At 55.5% G+C, this 18,821-nt stretch carries 15 protein-coding genes; 9 read left to right on the top strand and 6 right to left on the bottom strand.

What is annotated here, in order from left to right:
• Positions 1-166 precede the first annotated feature (166 nt).
• Positions 167-2,095: an AAA family ATPase gene (locus FF011L_RS05415; RefSeq protein ID WP_145350660.1), complete on the bottom strand. Its 1,929-nt coding sequence runs from the start codon at positions 2,093-2,095 to the stop codon at positions 167-169.
• Between the two features lie 307 nt (positions 2,096-2,402).
• On the opposite strand from FF011L_RS05415, the gene hflX reads away from it, so the two are divergent.
• A complete protein-coding gene (gene hflX / locus FF011L_RS05410; protein ID WP_145350659.1) occupies positions 2,403-3,773 on the top strand; it encodes a GTPase HflX in 1,371 nt (456 codons plus the stop codon).
• Between the two features lie 278 nt (positions 3,774-4,051).
• On the opposite strand, the gene FF011L_RS05405 is transcribed toward hflX, so the two are convergent.
• A complete protein-coding gene (locus FF011L_RS05405) occupies positions 4,052-5,398 on the bottom strand; it encodes a glycosyltransferase family 4 protein (RefSeq protein WP_145350658.1) in 1,347 nt (448 codons plus the stop codon).
• A gap of 104 nt (positions 5,399-5,502) precedes the next feature.
• On the opposite strand from FF011L_RS05405, the gene FF011L_RS05400 reads away from it, so the two are divergent.
• From FF011L_RS05400 to FF011L_RS05380, 5 genes are all read left to right on the top strand, one after another.
• On the top strand, positions 5,503-6,561 hold the full coding sequence (locus tag FF011L_RS05400; protein WP_145350657.1) for an ROK family protein: 1,059 nt from the start codon (positions 5,503-5,505) through the stop codon (positions 6,559-6,561).
• Between the two features lie 271 nt (positions 6,562-6,832).
• Positions 6,833-8,626, top strand: a complete 1,794-nt coding sequence (gene lepA, locus FF011L_RS05395) for a translation elongation factor 4 (RefSeq protein ID WP_145350656.1) — start codon at positions 6,833-6,835, stop codon at positions 8,624-8,626.
• 25 nt (positions 8,627-8,651) lie between these two features.
• Positions 8,652-9,323, top strand: coding sequence for a hypothetical protein (locus FF011L_RS05390; RefSeq protein WP_145350655.1), 672 nt, complete (start codon positions 8,652-8,654; stop codon positions 9,321-9,323).
• A gap of 18 nt (positions 9,324-9,341) precedes the next feature.
• The gene (locus FF011L_RS05385) at positions 9,342-10,190 is read left to right on the top strand and encodes a sugar phosphate isomerase/epimerase family protein (protein WP_145350654.1); all 849 of its coding nucleotides are present in this window, start codon (positions 9,342-9,344) and stop codon (positions 10,188-10,190) included.
• A gap of 5 nt (positions 10,191-10,195) precedes the next feature.
• Positions 10,196-11,533: an SMI1/KNR4 family protein gene (locus FF011L_RS05380; protein ID WP_145350653.1), complete on the top strand. Its 1,338-nt coding sequence runs from the start codon at positions 10,196-10,198 to the stop codon at positions 11,531-11,533.
• Here the strand turns inward: FF011L_RS05380 and FF011L_RS05375 are convergent.
• The 4 genes from FF011L_RS05375 to FF011L_RS05360 all read right to left on the bottom strand — a co-directional run bounded on the left by FF011L_RS05375 (position 11,530) and on the right by FF011L_RS05360 (position 14,927).
• Positions 11,530-12,549 (bottom strand): sugar phosphate isomerase/epimerase family protein, encoded by a 1,020-nt coding sequence (locus FF011L_RS05375; protein ID WP_145350652.1) that lies wholly within the window; start codon positions 12,547-12,549, stop codon positions 11,530-11,532. The genes FF011L_RS05380 and FF011L_RS05375 overlap by 4 nt on opposite strands.
• Positions 12,550-12,593: 44 nt before the next feature.
• Positions 12,594-13,307 (bottom strand): SOS response-associated peptidase, encoded by a 714-nt coding sequence (locus FF011L_RS05370; RefSeq protein WP_261342582.1) that lies wholly within the window; start codon positions 13,305-13,307, stop codon positions 12,594-12,596.
• A gap of 93 nt (positions 13,308-13,400) precedes the next feature.
• Positions 13,401-13,814, bottom strand: a complete 414-nt coding sequence (locus tag FF011L_RS05365) for a hypothetical protein (protein WP_145350650.1) — start codon at positions 13,812-13,814, stop codon at positions 13,401-13,403.
• A 30-nt stretch (positions 13,815-13,844) separates the two neighbouring features.
• A complete protein-coding gene (locus FF011L_RS05360; RefSeq protein ID WP_145350649.1) occupies positions 13,845-14,927 on the bottom strand; it encodes a M28 family peptidase in 1,083 nt (360 codons plus the stop codon).
• 238 nt (positions 14,928-15,165) lie between these two features.
• Between FF011L_RS05360 and FF011L_RS05355 the strand changes: the two genes are divergently transcribed.
• The 3 genes from FF011L_RS05355 to FF011L_RS05345 all read left to right on the top strand — a co-directional run bounded on the left by FF011L_RS05355 (position 15,166) and on the right by FF011L_RS05345 (position 18,819).
• Positions 15,166-16,164, top strand: coding sequence for a right-handed parallel beta-helix repeat-containing protein (locus FF011L_RS05355; protein ID WP_145350648.1), 999 nt, complete (start codon positions 15,166-15,168; stop codon positions 16,162-16,164).
• A gap of 268 nt (positions 16,165-16,432) precedes the next feature.
• A complete protein-coding gene (gene radC / locus FF011L_RS05350; protein WP_145355015.1) occupies positions 16,433-17,383 on the top strand; it encodes a RadC family protein in 951 nt (316 codons plus the stop codon).
• A complete protein-coding gene (locus FF011L_RS05345; protein ID WP_246109759.1) occupies positions 17,380-18,819 on the top strand; it encodes a GntP family permease in 1,440 nt (479 codons plus the stop codon). Before radC ends, FF011L_RS05345 begins: the two co-directional genes overlap by 4 nt.
• The last annotated feature ends 2 nt before the right edge of the window (positions 18,820-18,821 follow it).

The raw sequence follows: 18,821 nt of genomic DNA, 5'->3' as shown, positions 1-18,821 counted from the left end.
GCCATCAAAACTAATTCGATGGTAAGTTGCTGGTTCAAACGGAACGGAGCTCTGGCGAGCGTCAGACCCTGTCCGCCTGTAATCCATGGTTGACAGTCTAGAGATTCCGGAGGGTGAACAGAACGCGAGAGACGCACAAAAAGCCGCAAGGGCCCCCTATCCCCCCTTACCCGTCCTCTTCCGCCGTCGACTGCGGGGGGCCGACTGGCACGAATGCCCCCCACTTTGGTGTAAAAGGCTTTTTACAGACCGTGCAAATCGACTCGCAACCCAATTTTTGATCCGAAATCGCTTGCGTTGCTTGGCACTGGGCACAGGTGACCAACACTTCTCTTTCCTGCCCGGCCAAAGCGGCTAAATGGCTTAAGAGGATTCCGGCCACTTCGATGTCCTCTCCTTCCAATGTGGTCAACAACTGGCGATCGATGTCGGTTCGCTCAGCGATCCGATTTGCCAACCGGCGGACACTGCGTTCGAAACTGTTGCGGGCGCAGCGACCGTTGCCAAAGTGTCGATCACGTCCCTGATAGAGATAATCGAATCCATACAGCAAGCGACGGCGCGACTCCGTTGGAAGCGTGTACTTGGCCGCCCCGGCGATCAGTTCAAAGATTTTGGCCAGCTCGACGGGCGAGTAATCCTCGAAATGCATCGTCGTCCCGACGCGGGAACTAAGCCCAGGATTGCTGCGGATCATCCCTTCCATTTCCTGAGGGTACCCCGCCAAGATGACCACTAACTGTTCCCGCTGGTCTTCCATTCGTTTCAACAATGTCTGGACGGCTTCGCGGCCGTACTGGTCCTGCCCACTGCTGTCGATCAACGTGTAGGCTTCGTCCACAAACAGGACCCCGCCAAGAGCCTCGTCGATTTTCGCATTCGTTTTGGGCCCTGTTTGGCCGGCGTATTCTGCCACCAAACCACTCCGGTCCGTTTCCACCAACTGGCCATTGGGGAGCACACCGAGCGCCGAAAAGATTTCGGCCACAATTCGGGCAACCGTCGTTTTACCGGTTCCTGGATTCCCCACAAACGCCATATGCAGACTGGGCGTGGTCGAGGGAAGACCTTCTTCCTTGCGTCGATTTTCCAGTTTAAGGAAATTAGCCAGCGTATTGACCTGATCCTTGATATTGTCCAGGCCAACCAAGCGATTCAGTTTAGCCATCGCATCGGCCAGCTTTTGCTCGGGCGTCCGAGTATCTTCAGGGGCCTCTGGTTCGTTCGATTTCGATGGTGTTGGCGGCGACTGCGAATTTGCGGGTAAATTTCTTTTGGGCCCTAACGAAGAGGACGGCTTGGGCGTTTCGGTTTCGACATCGACCGGCAAGTGGGATGGGCTTCTTTCAACCGTAGCGGCTCCGCTGCGCAGACGTGCCGCCTCATCACGGATCCACTGCAAAGCTTCACGCTGCGGAGCGACGTCGGAGGGGAAACGTTCCGGGGCGTTCCCTCCAATACGATCGAGTTCATTTTGAAGCGTTTTCAGGTGCTGTTGATCCAGGGGACCAAATTCACCGTCCGCCTTACAAACCAAATTCGCCATTTGGATGACGACGCCGTTAACCTGGCCCCAGGAATCTCGCAAAGGCGGCAGTTCCGCAAACGGTTTTAAAAGGTCGAGCCACCGAAATTTTTCCGCTTCACGGATCAACCAATCGACCGCATCCTTAAGCTGATTTCCGATGACCGGTTCCCCCCACAGATGCTGCAGCAATGTCCGCCCTAGCTGACGTTGTTCGAGCGTTCGCTGGCGGCTGGCCGGAAGCGAATGGGCGTAAACCTTCATGACCAATCCCTGGTGCAGATCAAACATCTGATCCGCAATCCCGATGGCATTTTCAGCGTCACTGCTGACCAGCCAACCGTAGCTCCCCCGCAGCAGTTCCCCTCCTTCGACGTACAGTTTTTCGGTTTGTTTTAGCGTTTCACGATAAAGGCGAATGGATTCAAGAATAGGATCGTCGGAAGAGCGGCTAGGCACGGCGAAGTGTTCCCAATAAGTCGAGACGAATAGTTCCAGACCAATATCATCGCGTTTGTGAGGAGCCCCCGCAATGCGATCGGAAACCGCCCCGCACCCGCTTTCCGGCATGGCATGAGCCAAAAGCAGCCACGCAGGATCCCCCTCTTTTTTCGGGTTGCCGATTTAGTGATTGTCCCCTATCGCTCTGCGAAAGCACGCCCTTTTAAAGCTACTTTCACGAAGCGACAGGCGACAATCTTTCTCCGCTTTCGACTAAACGGGCAGCCATTTCCGAGAGGGCGAAGAAAGAATGGAAGCTGGAAAACACCCGACATTTGCGAAACCGTCCACTTCCAAATCGCGCGGGCCGTGAACCTTAATGTGGGGATCGGGCTCCTTGGTCTTACCACTACAGTCACACGATGGACGGGACGGTATGATAGAAACAGAAAGACCTCGGACGAATCCACCTCAATTAAAACACCGTTACGGAGATTCCCCCCTTACCGTGCTTGACGAAACTAGCCTCGGCCGTGTCGAGAATGAACGAAGTGTCATCGCTCGCTTAATTCAACCCAGTCAATCGCCCGAAGGCGACCCGCTTGAAGAGCTGGAGGGACTGGCCGTGACCGCCGGCACTCAAGTGGTTGGACAACTGATCCAAAGGCGGGAAAAACCGGACAGCAAGACCTTTATCGGCAAAGGCAAGGTCGAGGAATTGCTTGCTCTTGTTGAAGAACGAGATGCCGATCTGGTGATCTTTGACAACGACCTTTCGCCGGGGCAGGTTCGCAACCTTGAAATGGCGATCGACACAAAAGTCATCGATCGCACCGAGCTGATCCTGGACATTTTTGCCGCCGGAGCACGCACGTACGAGGCTCGCCTGGCGGTTGAATTGGCTCAACTGGAATACTCGCTGCCACGATTAAAACGGATGTGGACGCACCTTTCGCGTCAGTCGATGGGCGTCGGGATGCGTGGGCCGGGTGAAAAACAATTAGAAGTGGACCGTCGCTTGGCCTTGAAGCGAATCCACGATCTCAAGTCGGAACTTGGCAAAGTCGAACGACGTCGCGAACGTCAGGTCGCCGCCCGTGACGATACGGCAACGGTATCCCTTGTCGGATATACCAATGCCGGAAAAAGCACGCTAATGAACGCTTTGACCAGCGCCGACGTGCTGGCGCAGGACAAATTGTTCGCGACCCTCGACACACGAACCCGACGCTGGCACATCAATCACTGGGGGGATGTCCTACTTAGTGACACGGTTGGATTTATCCGTGACCTCCCTCACGGTTTGGTTGCCAGTTTTAAAGCGACCCTTGAAGAGGCTCGCCAAGCCGATCTGTTGCTGCATGTCGCCGACGCGTCCAACAGCCAAGTGTTCGAACAGATCGCCGCCGTCTACAAGGTGCTAGAAGAGATCGAAATCGAGCAGAAAAACACCCTGCTTGTACTGAATAAAATCGATCAAGTCGAATCACCCGAGATGCTAAAGCGGATCCTTGACCGCTATCCCAATGCGATTCCCGTCAGTGCAAAAACGGGCGTGGCGCTGCCAGACCTGAGTGACGCGGTCGGACAAGCCCTGGGGAGTGCGTTCCTTGACATCGAAGTCGACGTCGCGCCATCCAACGGGAAACTGCTTGCCCACCTAGCAGCCAATGGGGAAGTCCTTTCGCAGGTGGTCGAGGAAGATCGCATCACGATTCACGTCCGCATACCGGCACGCGCCATGGGCGAAGTCAAACGCTCGGCCATGGAAATTCGCCAGGCCGAAAAAACAATGCCGCCCAGCTGAGCCATCGGTGTTACCGATGGCTGACGCGTTGCATCCCAATGCCACTTTCTTTCTTAGCGGAACGGCGCGAGCGGTTTGTTGATTTAGTGATTGTCGCCTTTGGCTCCGCGAAAGAACGCTCCCCTAAAGCTATTTTCGCGAAGCGAAAGGCGACAATCTTTCTCCGTTTTCGGTTAGATAGACAGGTCGGCTTGCACCGTCCGCTAGGAAAACCTTCCACAGATTGCCCTGGGCTGCATCCACTGGAATATGGCAATCGATCGCTGACGGTTTTGGCTTTACGTCGCTCGCGATTTCGAAGCTTCCAACAATTTTAATAATTCGGTTGCTTGGTACTCGATCGATCCTTGTTCGATCACGTACGCTCGGCCAGCCACCCCCAATCGATCGCGTTCCTCCGCACTGCTGGCTAGGCGGCGGAGCTGAGCGACCAGCGCTGGCACATCGCCTGGCGGAAAGAGCAGCCCGCCTTGTCCTTTTGCCAACAGCTCCGAAAACGCACCGTGTGATGGCTGGACCACGGGCAAACCGACCGCCCAGGCTTCCAAGACAAACAGCCCCTTAGGATCGGCGTAGTCGGTGGGAACGCTAAGAATATCCAACTGCTCTAAGAAACGCTTTTTTCCAGCAAGGTCGGGACTGCCATGAAAGTGGAATCGGTCGCCGGCCCCCGCCTGTTCTAATTGCTGCTGAAGTTCTTTGACGTAGGAGTCATGCTGCGGCCCCTGCCAGCCTGCCACGTGCAGACGAACCGGCAGATGGGCATCCGAATCGAGCATTTCCAGAAAGGCTGCCACCAGATGATGCAGGCCTTTCTCCGGAGCCAGCCGTGCCAAAAAACCGATGTCGATCCATTTTTCCTTCGCTTGGTTCTCCGCTTCGGACAACGTCCCATCGTCCGCCCCCTGCCGGTGAGAGCGAGAGTCGGCGTAGTGCTGCACGTCGATCGCCAAGGGCAGCAGCCCGATCTTTTCCTGCGGGATGTCCAACATCGCCGACATCTTATCGGCATAGAACTGGCTATGGACGATGAACCGATCCACGATCGGAACCAGCCTTTTCATTTCTTCGATCACCTGTTCACGATAGGGCGATTTCAGATAGTCGATAAAAATGTCGTCGCCCTGCAACGTCACGACCAGCGAAGCGTCAGGCAGCGATTGCCGGATCGCCGGCAAGACCCCTCCGATCAGAAAATTGCTCAGCAGCACGACCTCCGGTTGAAGCTCCTCGCGCAGCCAGTTTGCCAGCCGCTTCGCCTCACTTGCCTGGGGACCATCCAATCCCCGCAACATCGAAACGGTCAACCGGCCCAGCATTTTGTCGCTCGGCTGAGCGGCTCGCCCGCTAACCCACTTCAGCAGCCTCGGTGAATCGAGCCAACGTCGAATTGCAGGCGGGACCCACCGAAAGACGGGCAATTCTTCGAGCAGAAACAGATTAATTCCGCCAAAAAACAACTGCTCACTACTGACATCTTGTTCATCAGTCCGAATGGGGGTGTAGATCGGCAGCAGGACGCAGTCGACCCCTTTTCGCTGTAGGGATCGAGCCAAAGCGTTGTCATGCATGCAACTACCGCAGTACATACCAGCGGCGCCGGCCGTTAAATAGGCGATTCGCATGTTTGCTTTCGGGATGCGTGAAACGTTATGCGTTGTGGGTTTTCTGAACCGTTTCTATACTCGCTGGCTTGCGATCTTAATGGAACCCTGCTGACGAGGCACTGATGACCGAATCGATCTCCTTCGTTCCGCCCGCCGAAGCCTCTTTTCCGTTGTTTTGGGGAATCGACATCGGTGGGACCAACATCAAAGTTGGCCTGGTCGACAGTACAGGGCAAACGCTCGCCTATGAGATCATCCCTACCGAGGAATCGAAAGGGGCTCAAGCCGCGGTGAATCGCACCGCCGCCCAGGTTACCGCAATCGAAAATAGACTAGGGCTTCAGCGAGAGCAAATCCCGCGAATCGGTCTGGGGGCTCCGGGGAGCATGGACCTGCCAGCAGGAATGCTTATCGAGCCTCCGAACCTGCCGAATTGGTGGCAGTTTCCGATTCGTGATTCCATCGCAAAAGCCCTTGGCCGGCCGGTATCCTTCCTCAATGACGCCAATGCGGCGGCCTACGGCGAATTTTGGCTAGGGGCGGGACGCGAACATTCGTCGATGATCCTGCTAACCTTGGGGACAGGCGTCGGTGGGGGGATCATTGTCAACGATGAATTGATCAACGGCGTCAACAGTTTTGGCAGCGAATGTGGGCATGTGATTGTCAACAGCGCCTCCGACGCCCAGCTATGCGTATGGGGCGGCGGTCGCGGGCAACTGGAAGCCTATGCATCGGCCAGTGCGGTTGTGCAGCGGACGCGTCAACGCCTGACCGATGGAGCCAGCAGTCAATTGAAGGGCTTATTGGGAGGCGGAGACCAAGAATTGACGGCAAAAAAAGTCTACGAGGCGGCCATCGCAGGCGATACAGTGGCGAACGAGATCATCGACGAAACGGCTCGCTGGCTGGGCATCGGAGTGACAATTCTGGTCCATACCATCGATCCGGGACTGGTGGTCCTAGGCGGAGCCATGGATTTTGGCGGAGCCGATTCTCCAGTGGGGCAACGATTCCTGCAGAAAATCAAAGATGAATTCGAAGAACGCACATTTGCAAACGTTTTTGCTGGAACCAAACTTGAATTTGCTACGCTTACCAGCAACGCTGGATACCTGGGGGCAGCGGGATACGCCCGCAAAGAACAGATCGATTCCGAAACCAAGACCCAAACTCGCTGACAAGCCCGTCTTGTCACGGGCCGTCGTTTGAGTCAGAAGCGTAGAAAGATTGCAGCCTTTCGCTCCACAAAAAAACCTTCTAGCGAGCGTTCATTGTCGGCGCAAAAGGGGACAATCACTAAATCGACAGCCCGTTAAGCTTGCCCCACCCGAAACAAGGAATCGTGGATCCCGCTAACCAGACGTCCGCATTCCCGGTTTTATTTTTCAGATTTAGCTTTAGCGTTAAAAACGTCCAAACCTTCCAACCTTTTACCCCGAAGCCGCATTCATGCAGGTTCGCAATTTTTGCATCATCGCCCACATCGACCACGGAAAAAGCACGCTTGCTGACCGGTTGCTTGAGCATACCGGCACGGTCACGAAGCGACAGATGAAAGAGCAACTGCTGGACGACCTGGATCTGGAACGTCAGCGGGGCATCACGATCAAAGCCCGCGCGGTTTCGATGCGTTATATGCACAAGGGTGAAGAGTACGAACTGAACTTGATCGATACGCCGGGACACGTCGATTTCCAGTACGAAGTATCGCGTTCGCTTGCGTGTTGCGAAGGAGCCCTCTTGTTGGTCGATGCCTTCCAGGGCGTCGAAGCTCAAACCGTTGCCAACGCCTATGCTGCGATGGAACATGACCTGGCGATCATCCCGGTCATCAACAAAATCGACCTCGCTTACGCTCGACCGGAAGAAGTGGCCAACGAAATGGAGCAGTCGCTGGGAAGCGACCCCGAATCGATCGTCAAAGTGAGCGCCAAAGCGGGAATTGGAATCGAGGACTTGCTGACGACCATCATCGAAAAGGTGCCGCCGCCCAGCGGCGACCCAGACGCTCCGCTTCAAGCAATGGTATTCGACTCAAATTACGACGATTACCGCGGCGCCGTCACCTACATCCGGGTGATGAACGGGACGATCAAGAAAGGGCAAAAGATTCGATTCCTGCGAGCCAAATCGGAATACGAAGTGATCGAAATGGGTCAATTCCGCCCCGGCAGACTCCCCTGTGACACGCTCACCTCGGGCCAGGTCGGGTACCTGATCTGCAATATCAAATCGCTTAAAGAAGTCCATATCGGCGACACGGTCAGTGTTCCCGGCGAGAAGGCATCCGAACCTTTGACCGGGTACTCCCGCCCGAAGCGGATGGTCTACTGCGGGCTATTTCCTAGCGATGGTCAAGATTTTTCCGAATTGCGAGACGCGTTGGAAAAACTGTCGATCAACGACCCAAGTTTTGAATTTGAACCGGAAACCAGCGACGCCCTCGGGTTTGGATTCCGCTGTGGATTCTTGGGTTTGTTGCACATGGAAATTGTCCAGCAACGCTTAGAACAGGAATCGGATGTCGATCTGGTCCAGACCGCCCCGAACGTGACCTACGAAATCATCACGAAAAGTGGTCAGACGTTGATGATTCACAAACCGCAGGATGTTCCCGATCCTGGGGATATCGAGGAATTTCGCCAGCCGATCGTGCGCTGCAATATCGTGGTCCCGACCGACTACATCGGCCCCGTCATCCAGCTATGCCAAGAGCGACGTGGGATCCAAACAGCACAGGAATACCTCGGGCCAACTCGGGCGATGATTTCCTATGACATCCCCCTCGCCGAAGTGATCTACGACCTGCACGATAAAATCAAAAGCTGCACGCGCGGCTACGGCACCCTTGATTATGAACTGCAAGGCTACGAACCGGCCGACCTGGTCCGAATGGACATCCTGGTCAACGGAAACCGCGTCGATGCGTTAAGCGTCGTCTGCCACCGTGCCGACGCGGATCGACGCGGCCGTGCGGTCGTCAAGAAATTAAAATCGGAAATCGAACGCCACATGTTCGAAGTGGCCGTGCAAGCGGCGATCGGAAGCCGGGTCATTGCTCGCGAAACCGTTACGGCGATGCGGAAGAATGTGACCGCAAAATGTTACGGAGGAGACATCAGCCGGAAACGAAAGCTGCTGCAAAAACAGAAGGAAGGTAAAAAGCGAATGAAGGCTGTCGGAAATGTTGAAATCAGCCAAAAAGCGTTTATGTCCGTCCTCAGTACAGGGGAGAATGGTTGATTTCAGTCTCTGAATGGTCGAGCGTTTGAATTACTTATCCCATGCTTATCTTTATCTCGACCACCCTTATTTTGTGGCCGGTCTGGCGATCCCAGACTGGCTGTCGATGGCCGACCGGAAGGTCCGTGTGCGGTCACAGGCGGCCGAACCCTGGCTTGCTTCCGAGGATCCTCGCATACGTCAAATCGCCTGCGGGATCATGCGTCACCACGAAGACGACCGCTGGTTCCACCAGAGTCGTCTGTTTGTAGAGTTAAACTTACAGTTCGCACTTCAGCTTCGCACCGAATTACCGGGCGACGACGGATTCCGCCCCAGTTTCCTGGGGCATATCCTGATTGAATTGCTACTCGATGCAGAATTAATCCACGAAGACCCGGCACGCGTCGACCAGTACTACAACTGCCTCGGTCACTTATCCCCTGAATTTGTAGAGAAAACCGTCAACGCGATGGTCCCCAGGCAGACCGATCGCCTGCAGCCTTTGCTACCCCGCTTCATCGCGGAACGATTTTTGCCTGACTACCTAGACAACGAGCGGCTATGGTTCCGTTTAAACCAGATCATGAACCGCGTCGGGTTACCTCGACTGCCAGAATCATTGGTACCATGGTTGGGTGAAGCAAGACGATCCGTTGCCTCAGCGCGGTCGTCGCTGTTATCCTCTGGTCTGCCCCAATCAAAATTCAACCCTTGAGAATCGAAACGAACTGCTATGAAATACGGAATGAATTTGCTGCTCTGGTCCGGTGAAGTCACCGAAGCCATGATTCCGACCATTGAGCATCTAAAGGCTTCCGGTTTTGATGGAATTGAAATGCCAATGTTCAACCTAGACCTGGATTATGCCGGGCTGGGAAAGAAGCTGGACGAGATCGGTCTGGCTCGGACAGCGGTCACGATCCGCAATGAAGAGGACAACCCAATCTCGCCGGATGCAGCCATCCGTGCCAAAGGGGTTGAACTGAACAAAAAGACGCTCGACTGCTGTGCGGCCGCTGGCGTGGAAACCCTTGTCGGTCCTTTCCACTCGGCAATCGGCGTCTTTTCGGGCGCTGGACCGACTAGCGATGAATGGAAATGGGGCGTCGAAAGCATGCAAAAAACGGCCGAGCACGCCCAAAGTGTTGGAGTAAAGTTAGGGATTGAGGCCCTGAACCGTTTCGAGTGCTATTTCCTAAACACCCACGCGGATTCGACTCGCTTTGCCCGCGAAGTCGACAATCCGGCTTGCGGGATCATGTACGACACGTTCCACTCCAACATCGAAGAGAAGAACATCGGGGATGCCGTCCGTGCCGGTGGCGACAAATTGTTCCACATCCATATCAGCGAAAACGATCGCAGCACTCCGGGATCGGGAAACATCCGCTGGCAGGAAAACTTCGACGCGATCGTCGGAACCGGATACGACGGCTGGCTGGTGATCGAAGCGTTCGGATTGGCGCTTCCTGAAATTGCCGCCGCGACCAAAATTTGGCGGAAAATGTACAAAGATGAATTGACCCTGGCGACCGACGGCCTGCGATTCATGAAAAGCGAAATCACCAAGCGAGTCAGTTAAATCCATTGAGCGATAACGGTGCCCCAACGACCAGCCGAACAGGGTGGGCGGAACAAATTTCCGCTCACTTCCGGCTTCGTTTGGATCCATCGTTGCAGGATTGGTTCGATTCGGAAATCTGGCGACAGATCGGTACGGGAGAATTCCGGACCCCTTTGGCTCCGGAAACCTTGCTCGAACCATGCCCAGAACCGATCTGGCCAGGGTTCATGCCGCCCGACGTCCTACCTCTGATCGGAAACGAGTACGGGGACTGGCTTTGCTTGAGGGTTGGTGCCGACGATTCCGTTCGCGAAGTCGTTTACTGGTATCACGGCGGTGGAGACTGGATTCCTTGGGGCCAGACGCTTCCCGAAGCGATCGCATTCCAAATGATCCGAGATTCGCTCCCCGGCCGCTTCTATCGCCATGCCGATCCCGCAGAACCGATTCGCCTGACCAAGCCTGACGATCCGCTGTTTCAGTGGGCCAGCAAATTCCTTCCAGAAGCGGTGATACACACGATCGCTGCATTGCCAGATGCCGATTCCCAGGCCGATCCGCTCGCTCGGATTGAAGACCTACTGAAACTTGACATCGCCACCATTCCACTGCATGCCGAAGCCATCCTACGGGCCCTCGATTCGCCTCTGCGGACGCTGACCCCTGGAATTGCGAACCGTCTTGGCATCGACTGGGGACAAGAAGCGTTGCTGTGGATGTTCGACCACAAAACCATCCCTGAAAATCGCATCGCCGACCTGGCCAAAGAATTAGGTGCAGCGGAATCGGAATTCCAGCAACAAGACTGGGACCTTGCCGGGCGACATGCCGACAAAGTCCTCGCAGAACGGTCCGACCTTGGCTGGGCACACCATACCGCTGGCTGGCAAGCCGAACGAAACGGGGACCTCCAGACCGCCGTTAAACATTACTCGGAATCCTTGATTTCATCCAGTTTCACCGAGCAAGGGGTTCGCTTCCGAACCCACGGCAAAGAAGAGGGCAAGTTCTCGGCGCGGCGGTTGCTTCAGATCACCAACCAAAACGAAACCGTCGAAATCCCACAACACCAGCCCTACTGGAACCGGTGGTCTCAAACGGCCGGAGAAAAACGCGTTCAAGCCGTTGCCGCCCATTGGCGATCGGCCGCACAACAAGCCGTCGCAGCCGGACAACATGCCCAGGCGTATCCAATGTTGATCAACATTGGCTGGGACCTCGGGCTGCGTAGCGTGCGTGATTACGGCCCGCTGCTGTGGGAAATCGCGACAGCAGCCGAACGCGCCGGCCAAGCCGCACGTGCTGCGGTAGCCGCAACGCATGCCAGATGCTTTGAAGCCCGCTACGGCAGCGGCAACTAAACCGCAAATGCCTTACGCAGCATTGCAAGGCTTTTCGGAATCGCTGTTTCATGGCTCTCTTTGCCTTCAAATTCCAAAGAGACATAGCCGCGGTAGTCGACCTGGTCAAGAATTTTTGCGACACGTGCGTAGTCGATTTCCAGCGTGTACCAGGTCCCGCCCCCATAATAGGTCTTCGCTTGGACGTAGACCGTTTCCGGAGCTATTTTTTCGTACTGGGCGTATTGATTTTCGAGGAAATTGCCCGTGTCCATCGTCGCTTTCAACCAAGGCGAATCGACAGCGTCCAGAACGCGCAGAACACCATCGGCGGTCCTCCCCAGCCCCCAGTGATTTTCCAGTCCAAGCACAACGCCACACTTCTCAGCAGCTGGCAGGCATTGTTCCAAACCATCCTGAACCCAGTCGAAACCATCGTCGTCGGTATAACCTTCCAGTCGCGGTTCGATCCCCTTATTTGCCATTAAGGCATCAAAGTTCTTTGACGTTCCCCAACGTCCGGTGTTCACTCGGATTGTTGGAATCCCCATCGCGTAAGCCAATTCGATGCAATGGATCGTATGTTCGACGTTCTTGCGCCGAACGGCAGGATCTGGCGAGACGAAGGTTTGGTGAGTCGAAAGGCCGCACAAATCCAATCCCTGACGAAAGGCACGCTGTTTGATTCGCTGCAGTGCCTCATTCGATTCGTCCTGCATCTGAACGTGCAACACTTCCACCGCGTCGAAGCCACTCTCTGCGGCAAGGTCGATACATTCTTCGATAGTCAATTTACTGTCATCTCGGTATCGCCAGTAGGAATAAGTCGAAACCGCGATCGGATTCGGCTTCGTTCGTTTGGCTTCGCCCCCATCTGCGCCGGACGCACCGACTTGCACTGGAGAACCGTTAACCGGCAACGCAGCGGCTCCTACGATCGATAGCCCCGCCCCCAATTCCAAGAACGACCGCCGTGAGCAAGCGGCGTTTGGTGTGCGAGTCTGATCATCGGAAGTCCGTTCTGATTCACGAGCCATATCGGTTAATCCTTGATTTTAGAATAACAGCCCGATGGTCCCTACTAAAACAAATCGGGCTGAGTCGGAGGTAATATCTTAACCGGTTCCAAGCAACTGGGGTGGTCGAAAGTGGGGCGGTTCACCTGCCGACCGACGGGGGTGGTCACAAAGAAATCGTTTGCGGCTGGCTGACAGAGCGATTGCAATCGCGAGGTCGATGTCGACCGATCAAGCCAAGCGGGAATACTGTCGGCATCCAAAACCACAGGCATCCGGTCATGAATCGGCGCCGTAACATCGTTCGCCGCGACAGTCAGAAGCGTACAGGACCAGACCGTTTGACCATCGGCTGCAGCCAGCGAATTTTGTTCCCACAATCCGGCCATCGCAAAAGGGACGTCGTCGCGAGGATGGATATGGAAAGGTTGTTTTTGATCGCGATCCGTTTGCCATTCATAGTATCCCGACGCCGGGATGATACATCGTTGTGATGCAAACGGCTGGCGAAACGACCGCTTTTCCGCAACCGTTTCACTTCGCGCGTTGATCATCCGATTCCCAATCGCCAACGAATCGGCCCAGGGAGGAACCAATCCCCACCGCAACGGGCGCCACTGCCGCTTCCCCTCGGCGGACGCCAGGATCCCGATCACGTCGGTCGTCGGCGCAATGTTGTAGCGCATCGGCAACGCGGGCAATTCCGACAAATCAAAACCAGGAAGGAACAAATCCCCAAAGGTTGCAAGATTCGTTCGCAGGTTAAATCGACCGCAGATAAGAGAGACCTCTATTTAGCATATTTAACGGGCTGACGATTTAACGGGCTGGCGATTTAACGGGCTGGCGATTTAGGGAATGTCGCGTCTCGCTTAATCTTCATTTACTTGGGGAACGTTGCTACCCCCGGTCGATTCATTCGACCGCGTGCCGAAACGGTCGATGGTTTTTTCGCGGATCTCGGGAAGTTTTTTTGCCAGGTATCGGTTGGTGCGAACCATATCGTGCATCCCCAACACCAGCACCACGACCAACAGCCCGCAGACTGCCAACCACATCGCAATCCAGGTCGGCCCGGGACCGAGCAATCCGGCAACCAGAATGAAACCGGCGGCGATGGTCAAAAGCAGATTGACGATTCTTCGACCGCGGTGGCGTGCACGAAGGTACGAATCATCAAACGTGGAATCTTCGTCCCCCGCCTTTGGTTCGTTTCGTTCATTCACTTCCAACCAGATAACAAACGCGAACAACGCGATCGCCAAAATAATACTCGCAGCACTCATCGTGGAGCTTTCTCCGAAGGGTCGCTTTGATCACATCGACTTCAGCCATTGATCCACAACGTACACGACGTTGACGATTGACTGCCCACTACAATTCGCCGGCACATCTTGTCGCGTGTGCCAGTAGGAAGGGCCCGAGCGGGTCGGACGTGGGTAGTCAAAATCAATGATGTCGATCGTCGGTATCTTGGCAATCGTATTCAGCGGCAAATGATCGTCTCGCACCTCGTGGACGATCCTATTTTTAAATGTTTGGACACGCAATCGAGCCGCCGTCCCCCATACCTGTCGCACCACGGGGCGGGCATAACGCCAACTATTTTGTTCGATAAAGAGATGCTGTTCCGCATCCGCAATCATGTCCAGCAAAACCCCAGACTGATACCGCGGAGCATCCTTTGCGGCTAAATATTCTTGAGCGAAATGGGTCGATCCCAAGAAATAGGGGTCTCGATTGCCGTCATAGACAAGTTCTTCGCCATCAAACAGGACCAGATCGACTCCAATATCCGCTGGCCATTCAGACGCGCGCAGTGATAATTCCATCAATCCGGCAACGCCACTTGCCCCGTCATTCGCACCAATGAATTCCCCTTTGGGATCGATTGGATCCTGATCAGGAAAAGGGCGGGTATCGTAGTGAGCACAAATTAAGAAACGCTTTGCAGCGGCGGGCCGAAAACGAGCGATCAAGTTCCCCAGCGTAAGGACTTCTCCGGTCTCCGGATGTCGCGCTGCGAATGTTTGCAATTCAACTTCCGCACCTTCCGCTTCAAAGAATTTCGTCAACATTTCCTGCTGGCGAACCATTCCGGCGGTCCCACTGACTCGCGGCCCAATGGCGCACGTTTGCTCTAAAAATCCGAAAGCCCGAGCAGGATCGTATTCTTTGGGAACAACCGATCTAGCAGCCAACGTTGCCTGCAACGGATCACGATTGGCGGCAAATGGATTCCAAACGAAACCGACCGCAATGATCGCGATCCCTACCAAAACGACTCCCCAAACCCAAACCTGGATTCGGCTTTTAGAAGGGCCGGTTGCGGCCTCCGAGCTCTGCAACGGAGGAGTCGAATGACGACGAGGGCGATGGCTGGGAGCTGTAGCCGACATCAACGGCATCTCATTTCGCGATTATTAGTGAGGAAGAGAGGGACGAGATCTGTCTCGATTTTAGAGCAAAAACCGATTCACCGCAGCGAGACCATAAAAAACGAGATTTCTTCTCTGTTTGAATCGTTTTCTTACCTAATCTGGCTTGCGTTGGCAGGGGCTTTTTGCGTCCAATCGGGTGGGAACCTTTGCCTGGGTTTTCGCGTTTTCACACCTATCTGAATATTCCCGGACTGTAATGATGTTTGCTATTTGGCCATTGCTGGCGTTTCGTCGCTTACGTCGCACCAACGCCTGGCCTGCATTCCGACCATTAGTGCTGGTTTTTGTCCTCCTTAGCGGAGGGTCCTTCGCACTTCTTGATCCCAACAATCCGCAAGCCTTTGCGGACGACCTTGTCATCGATAACGTCCGCGGAAGCGATTACCAAAACGACCGTGGCTACGCTCCTGGCCCCGCAACGCACGGCCCGTACCGAACGATTGCCAGAGCATTGGCGGCGGCCGGCCCAGGGGATCGAATCGTGTTAACCAAAACCGACCAACCCTATCGCGAATGCGTCAGCCTGAACGGCGACAAACTAAGTGGAACCTCGACCGAGCCGCTTGTTCTGATCGGGAATGGAGCCACCCTAGACGGCAGCGAAGCAACCAATCCAATCGGATGGCGCACCGTCCCCCAGGAAAAAGGGCTGTGGGAATACGTGGACACTCCGCCTGGCTTCGGGCTTTTACTAAGTTCCAGCGAAACGCTTGCTCAATGGAAACCGAAAACGGAACAAGGCAACCTCTCGCTGATCGGCCCGAACACGTGGACTCGGCAGCAGGGCAGGTTTTTGTTCCGACCCGCACCGGGCAAGGGACCACGCGACTACCATTTGCAAATGACCGTCCTGACCACCGGGATCACTCTCTACAACATCCAACATGTTGAAATCCAGGATCTGACCATCCGCGGGTTTCGTATCGATGGAATCAATGCGATTGACCGAGCCACCAATATCAAACTGACCAACGTCACCGTGATCGATAACGGGCGCAGCGGAATCAGTGTTGGCGGCGCCAGTCGTGTCGTCGTTGATTCCAGCCATGTAAATGACAATGGAATCGCTCAACTGCGAACCGAGGGTAACGGGGTTCTTGAACTGGGCCGCGTGATCGTCGATCCAGCGACGGCTCCCGCCATCGCCAATGACGGCGGACGGGTCGTGGGACGCACTACCCCCCCGGCAAAATAAGTTGTTAGGCTAGGGGATCGTCTTCTAATCAATCTCCCTTTGCGGAGCAGCGTAATCCCCACGCCATCGACCTGAATGAGGCGCAGCGGAAGCCGGGTGACGTTCGCGAAAACGGAGCACCTCCCCGGACGGCTTTCACCGACCGACTCCCTCAGCCGACCGGAAACGGCCCACGTGGATGGTCGATGCTGCATTTGGATCGACGGCAGGCGGGGCAGGGCATCCGCTGCGACGCAACAGCGTCCCTCTTTCTGGAGTCCCAGCGTCGATGAACCTAGAACAACGGCGTTACCGGCTGAACCAAATCCTGCTCGCACTGGCGGAACTGAACGAGTTCACCGGTACCGAAGCGAAACAGTGGTGCAACGAAACCTCTCCGCACTTCGTGACGCTAACGTTGAAACAATTGGCAAGCAGCGGGGTGTTGGCAGCCTCCGATTCGTCGCGTCAGCCGGTCTACCGCTGGGTGCTTCCCCCTGCCGAATTTCAGCCGCAGCAGTGGATCGATCAACAGATCCACGGCGACCAAGTTCGCGAACTCCCCACGGAGGAACGGCCGCGTGAAAAACTGCTGAATCACGGCCCCGCGGCTCTCAACAATGCCGAATTACTGGCAATTCTTATTCGCGTTGGGGTCCGAGGCGAATCGGCGGTCACTGGCGGGCGGCGGATCGCGAATCGTTTTGATCAGCGACTGGCAGAGCTTCGCGAGCAAAGCAAGTCCGAACTGCGTGAGGTGACCCGCGCCGTCACGGCAGCGAATTACTGCCAAATCATGGCCGGCATCGAACTGGGGCGACGTGTCAGCGAGGCAGAGGCAAACCGCCCACAAGCACCGCTAAGGATCGATAGTACGGCCGCAGCCGTCACTTACTGCCAAGAACAATTCCGTTACTTAGCCCACGAGGCTCGGCAAGAAGAGTTTCATATTGTTACACTCGACACGAAACATAATCCGATTCGTACTCACCAGATCACCGTTGGCACGTTAGACGCCAGCCTGGTCCATCCACGCGAGGTCTTTCGACCCGCCATCCGTGACGCCGCCTCTGCCATGCTCCTTGTACATAACCACCCTTCCGGGGACCCTACCCCCAGCCGAGAAGATCACCAGGTCACCGATCGATTGACCGAGGTCGGCAAACTGATTGGAATCACCGTCCTGGACCACATCGTCGTCGCCAGTCAGCGTTGTTTGAGCATCCGAGAAGTATCATGATTTGGTTCCAAGTCATCGCGGCCGTTTCGGTTGTCCTGATTGGCGTTCTTTGGTTTCGTCTGCACGCATTGCTTGTCCTACTAGCCGCAGGGCTGTTGGTGGCAGCGATGACACCTCCAGAAACACTGCAGGTCTTTGCCGAGCAACAGGTCGCCGCCGAAAAGTGGACTCCCAAAGCCGCGGCGGATTTCGTGCAGCGCAATCCAGCGACTAGGCTGGCAAGCGCCTTCGGAGCGACCGCCGGAAACGTCGGCATCCTGATCGCGATGGCAAGCATCATCGGAGTCTGTTTATTGGAAAGTGGGGCGGCAAAAACGATCATCGATCGGGCCTTAGCGATCGTAGGTCCCAAACGGGCTCCCGAAGCGTTGATGGCCAGTTCCTTTATCCTTGGAATACCAGTCTTTTTTGACACCGTTTTTTATCTGATGGTCCCGTTGGCTCGGTCCCTACGCCAGACCCTGGGCAAAGATTACGTCCTCTTCATTTTGGCAATCCTTGCTGGCGGATCGCTGGCTCATTCCTTGGTCCCTCCGACGCCAGGGCCGCTACAGGTTGCCGACGTGCTGAAAGTGGACGTCGCCACGATGATGATGACGGGGTTGGTCATCTGCAGTTTCAGCAGTGTGCTTTCGCTGCTGGCCGCGCGTACGATCAATCGCCTGGTCGACGTTCCTCTACGACCATTAAGCGATAGTTCGGACGACCAAGGATTGGCAACGCCTCCTTTGGGCTTTAGCGATTCCGCCCCACGTCCCCCCCTTTGGTTTGCTCTCCTACCGATCGTCTTGCCGGTCGCCTTGATTGGGCTGGGGACCGCGTACCGCATGGCCGTCGGAAAACATCCGGTGATCGAATTCATCGCTGACAAAAATGTCGCACTGGGTGTTTCAGCTTCCGTGGCACTACTGCTACTGTATTATGCACCCCGTGGAACCGAAGCCATCCACAAAACGCGCGCACGTGTCGTTCAGCAGGCACTCGCATCCGGCGGAACGATTATTTTGATCACAGCTGCCGGTGGCGCGTTTGGTGCGATGTTACGCGAAGCGGGAATTGCGACCGTGATCGGAGAACTTGCTCAAGGAAGCGGAGGGATTTCGATCCTTTTGATCGCGTTTTTTGTGACCACCGCCATTCGAACCCTGCAAGGATCTTCGACCGTCGCCATGATTACCTCAGCGGGCTTGCTGCAAGACTTTGCCTTCGGAGACCAACTTCCATTTCACCCGGTCTACTTGGCGATGGCGATCGGAGCGGGCAGCAAGCCAATCGCATGGATGACCGACAGTGGCTTCTGGGTGATTTGTAAGATGAGCGGAATGACAGAATCCGAGGGGCTGCGAACGGTTTCGCCAATGAGTACGGCGATGGGACTGTCAGCCCTCTTCTTTACCATCCTGGGAGCTTGGCTGTTCCCTTTGATCGCTAGTTGATA

This window comes from Roseimaritima multifibrata, assembly GCF_007741495.1.
Classification (GTDB): domain Bacteria; phylum Planctomycetota; class Planctomycetia; order Pirellulales; family Pirellulaceae; genus Roseimaritima; species Roseimaritima multifibrata.
Note: the sequence above shows the minus strand (reverse complement) of the source record. Positions and strands in the feature narration are given on the sequence as shown.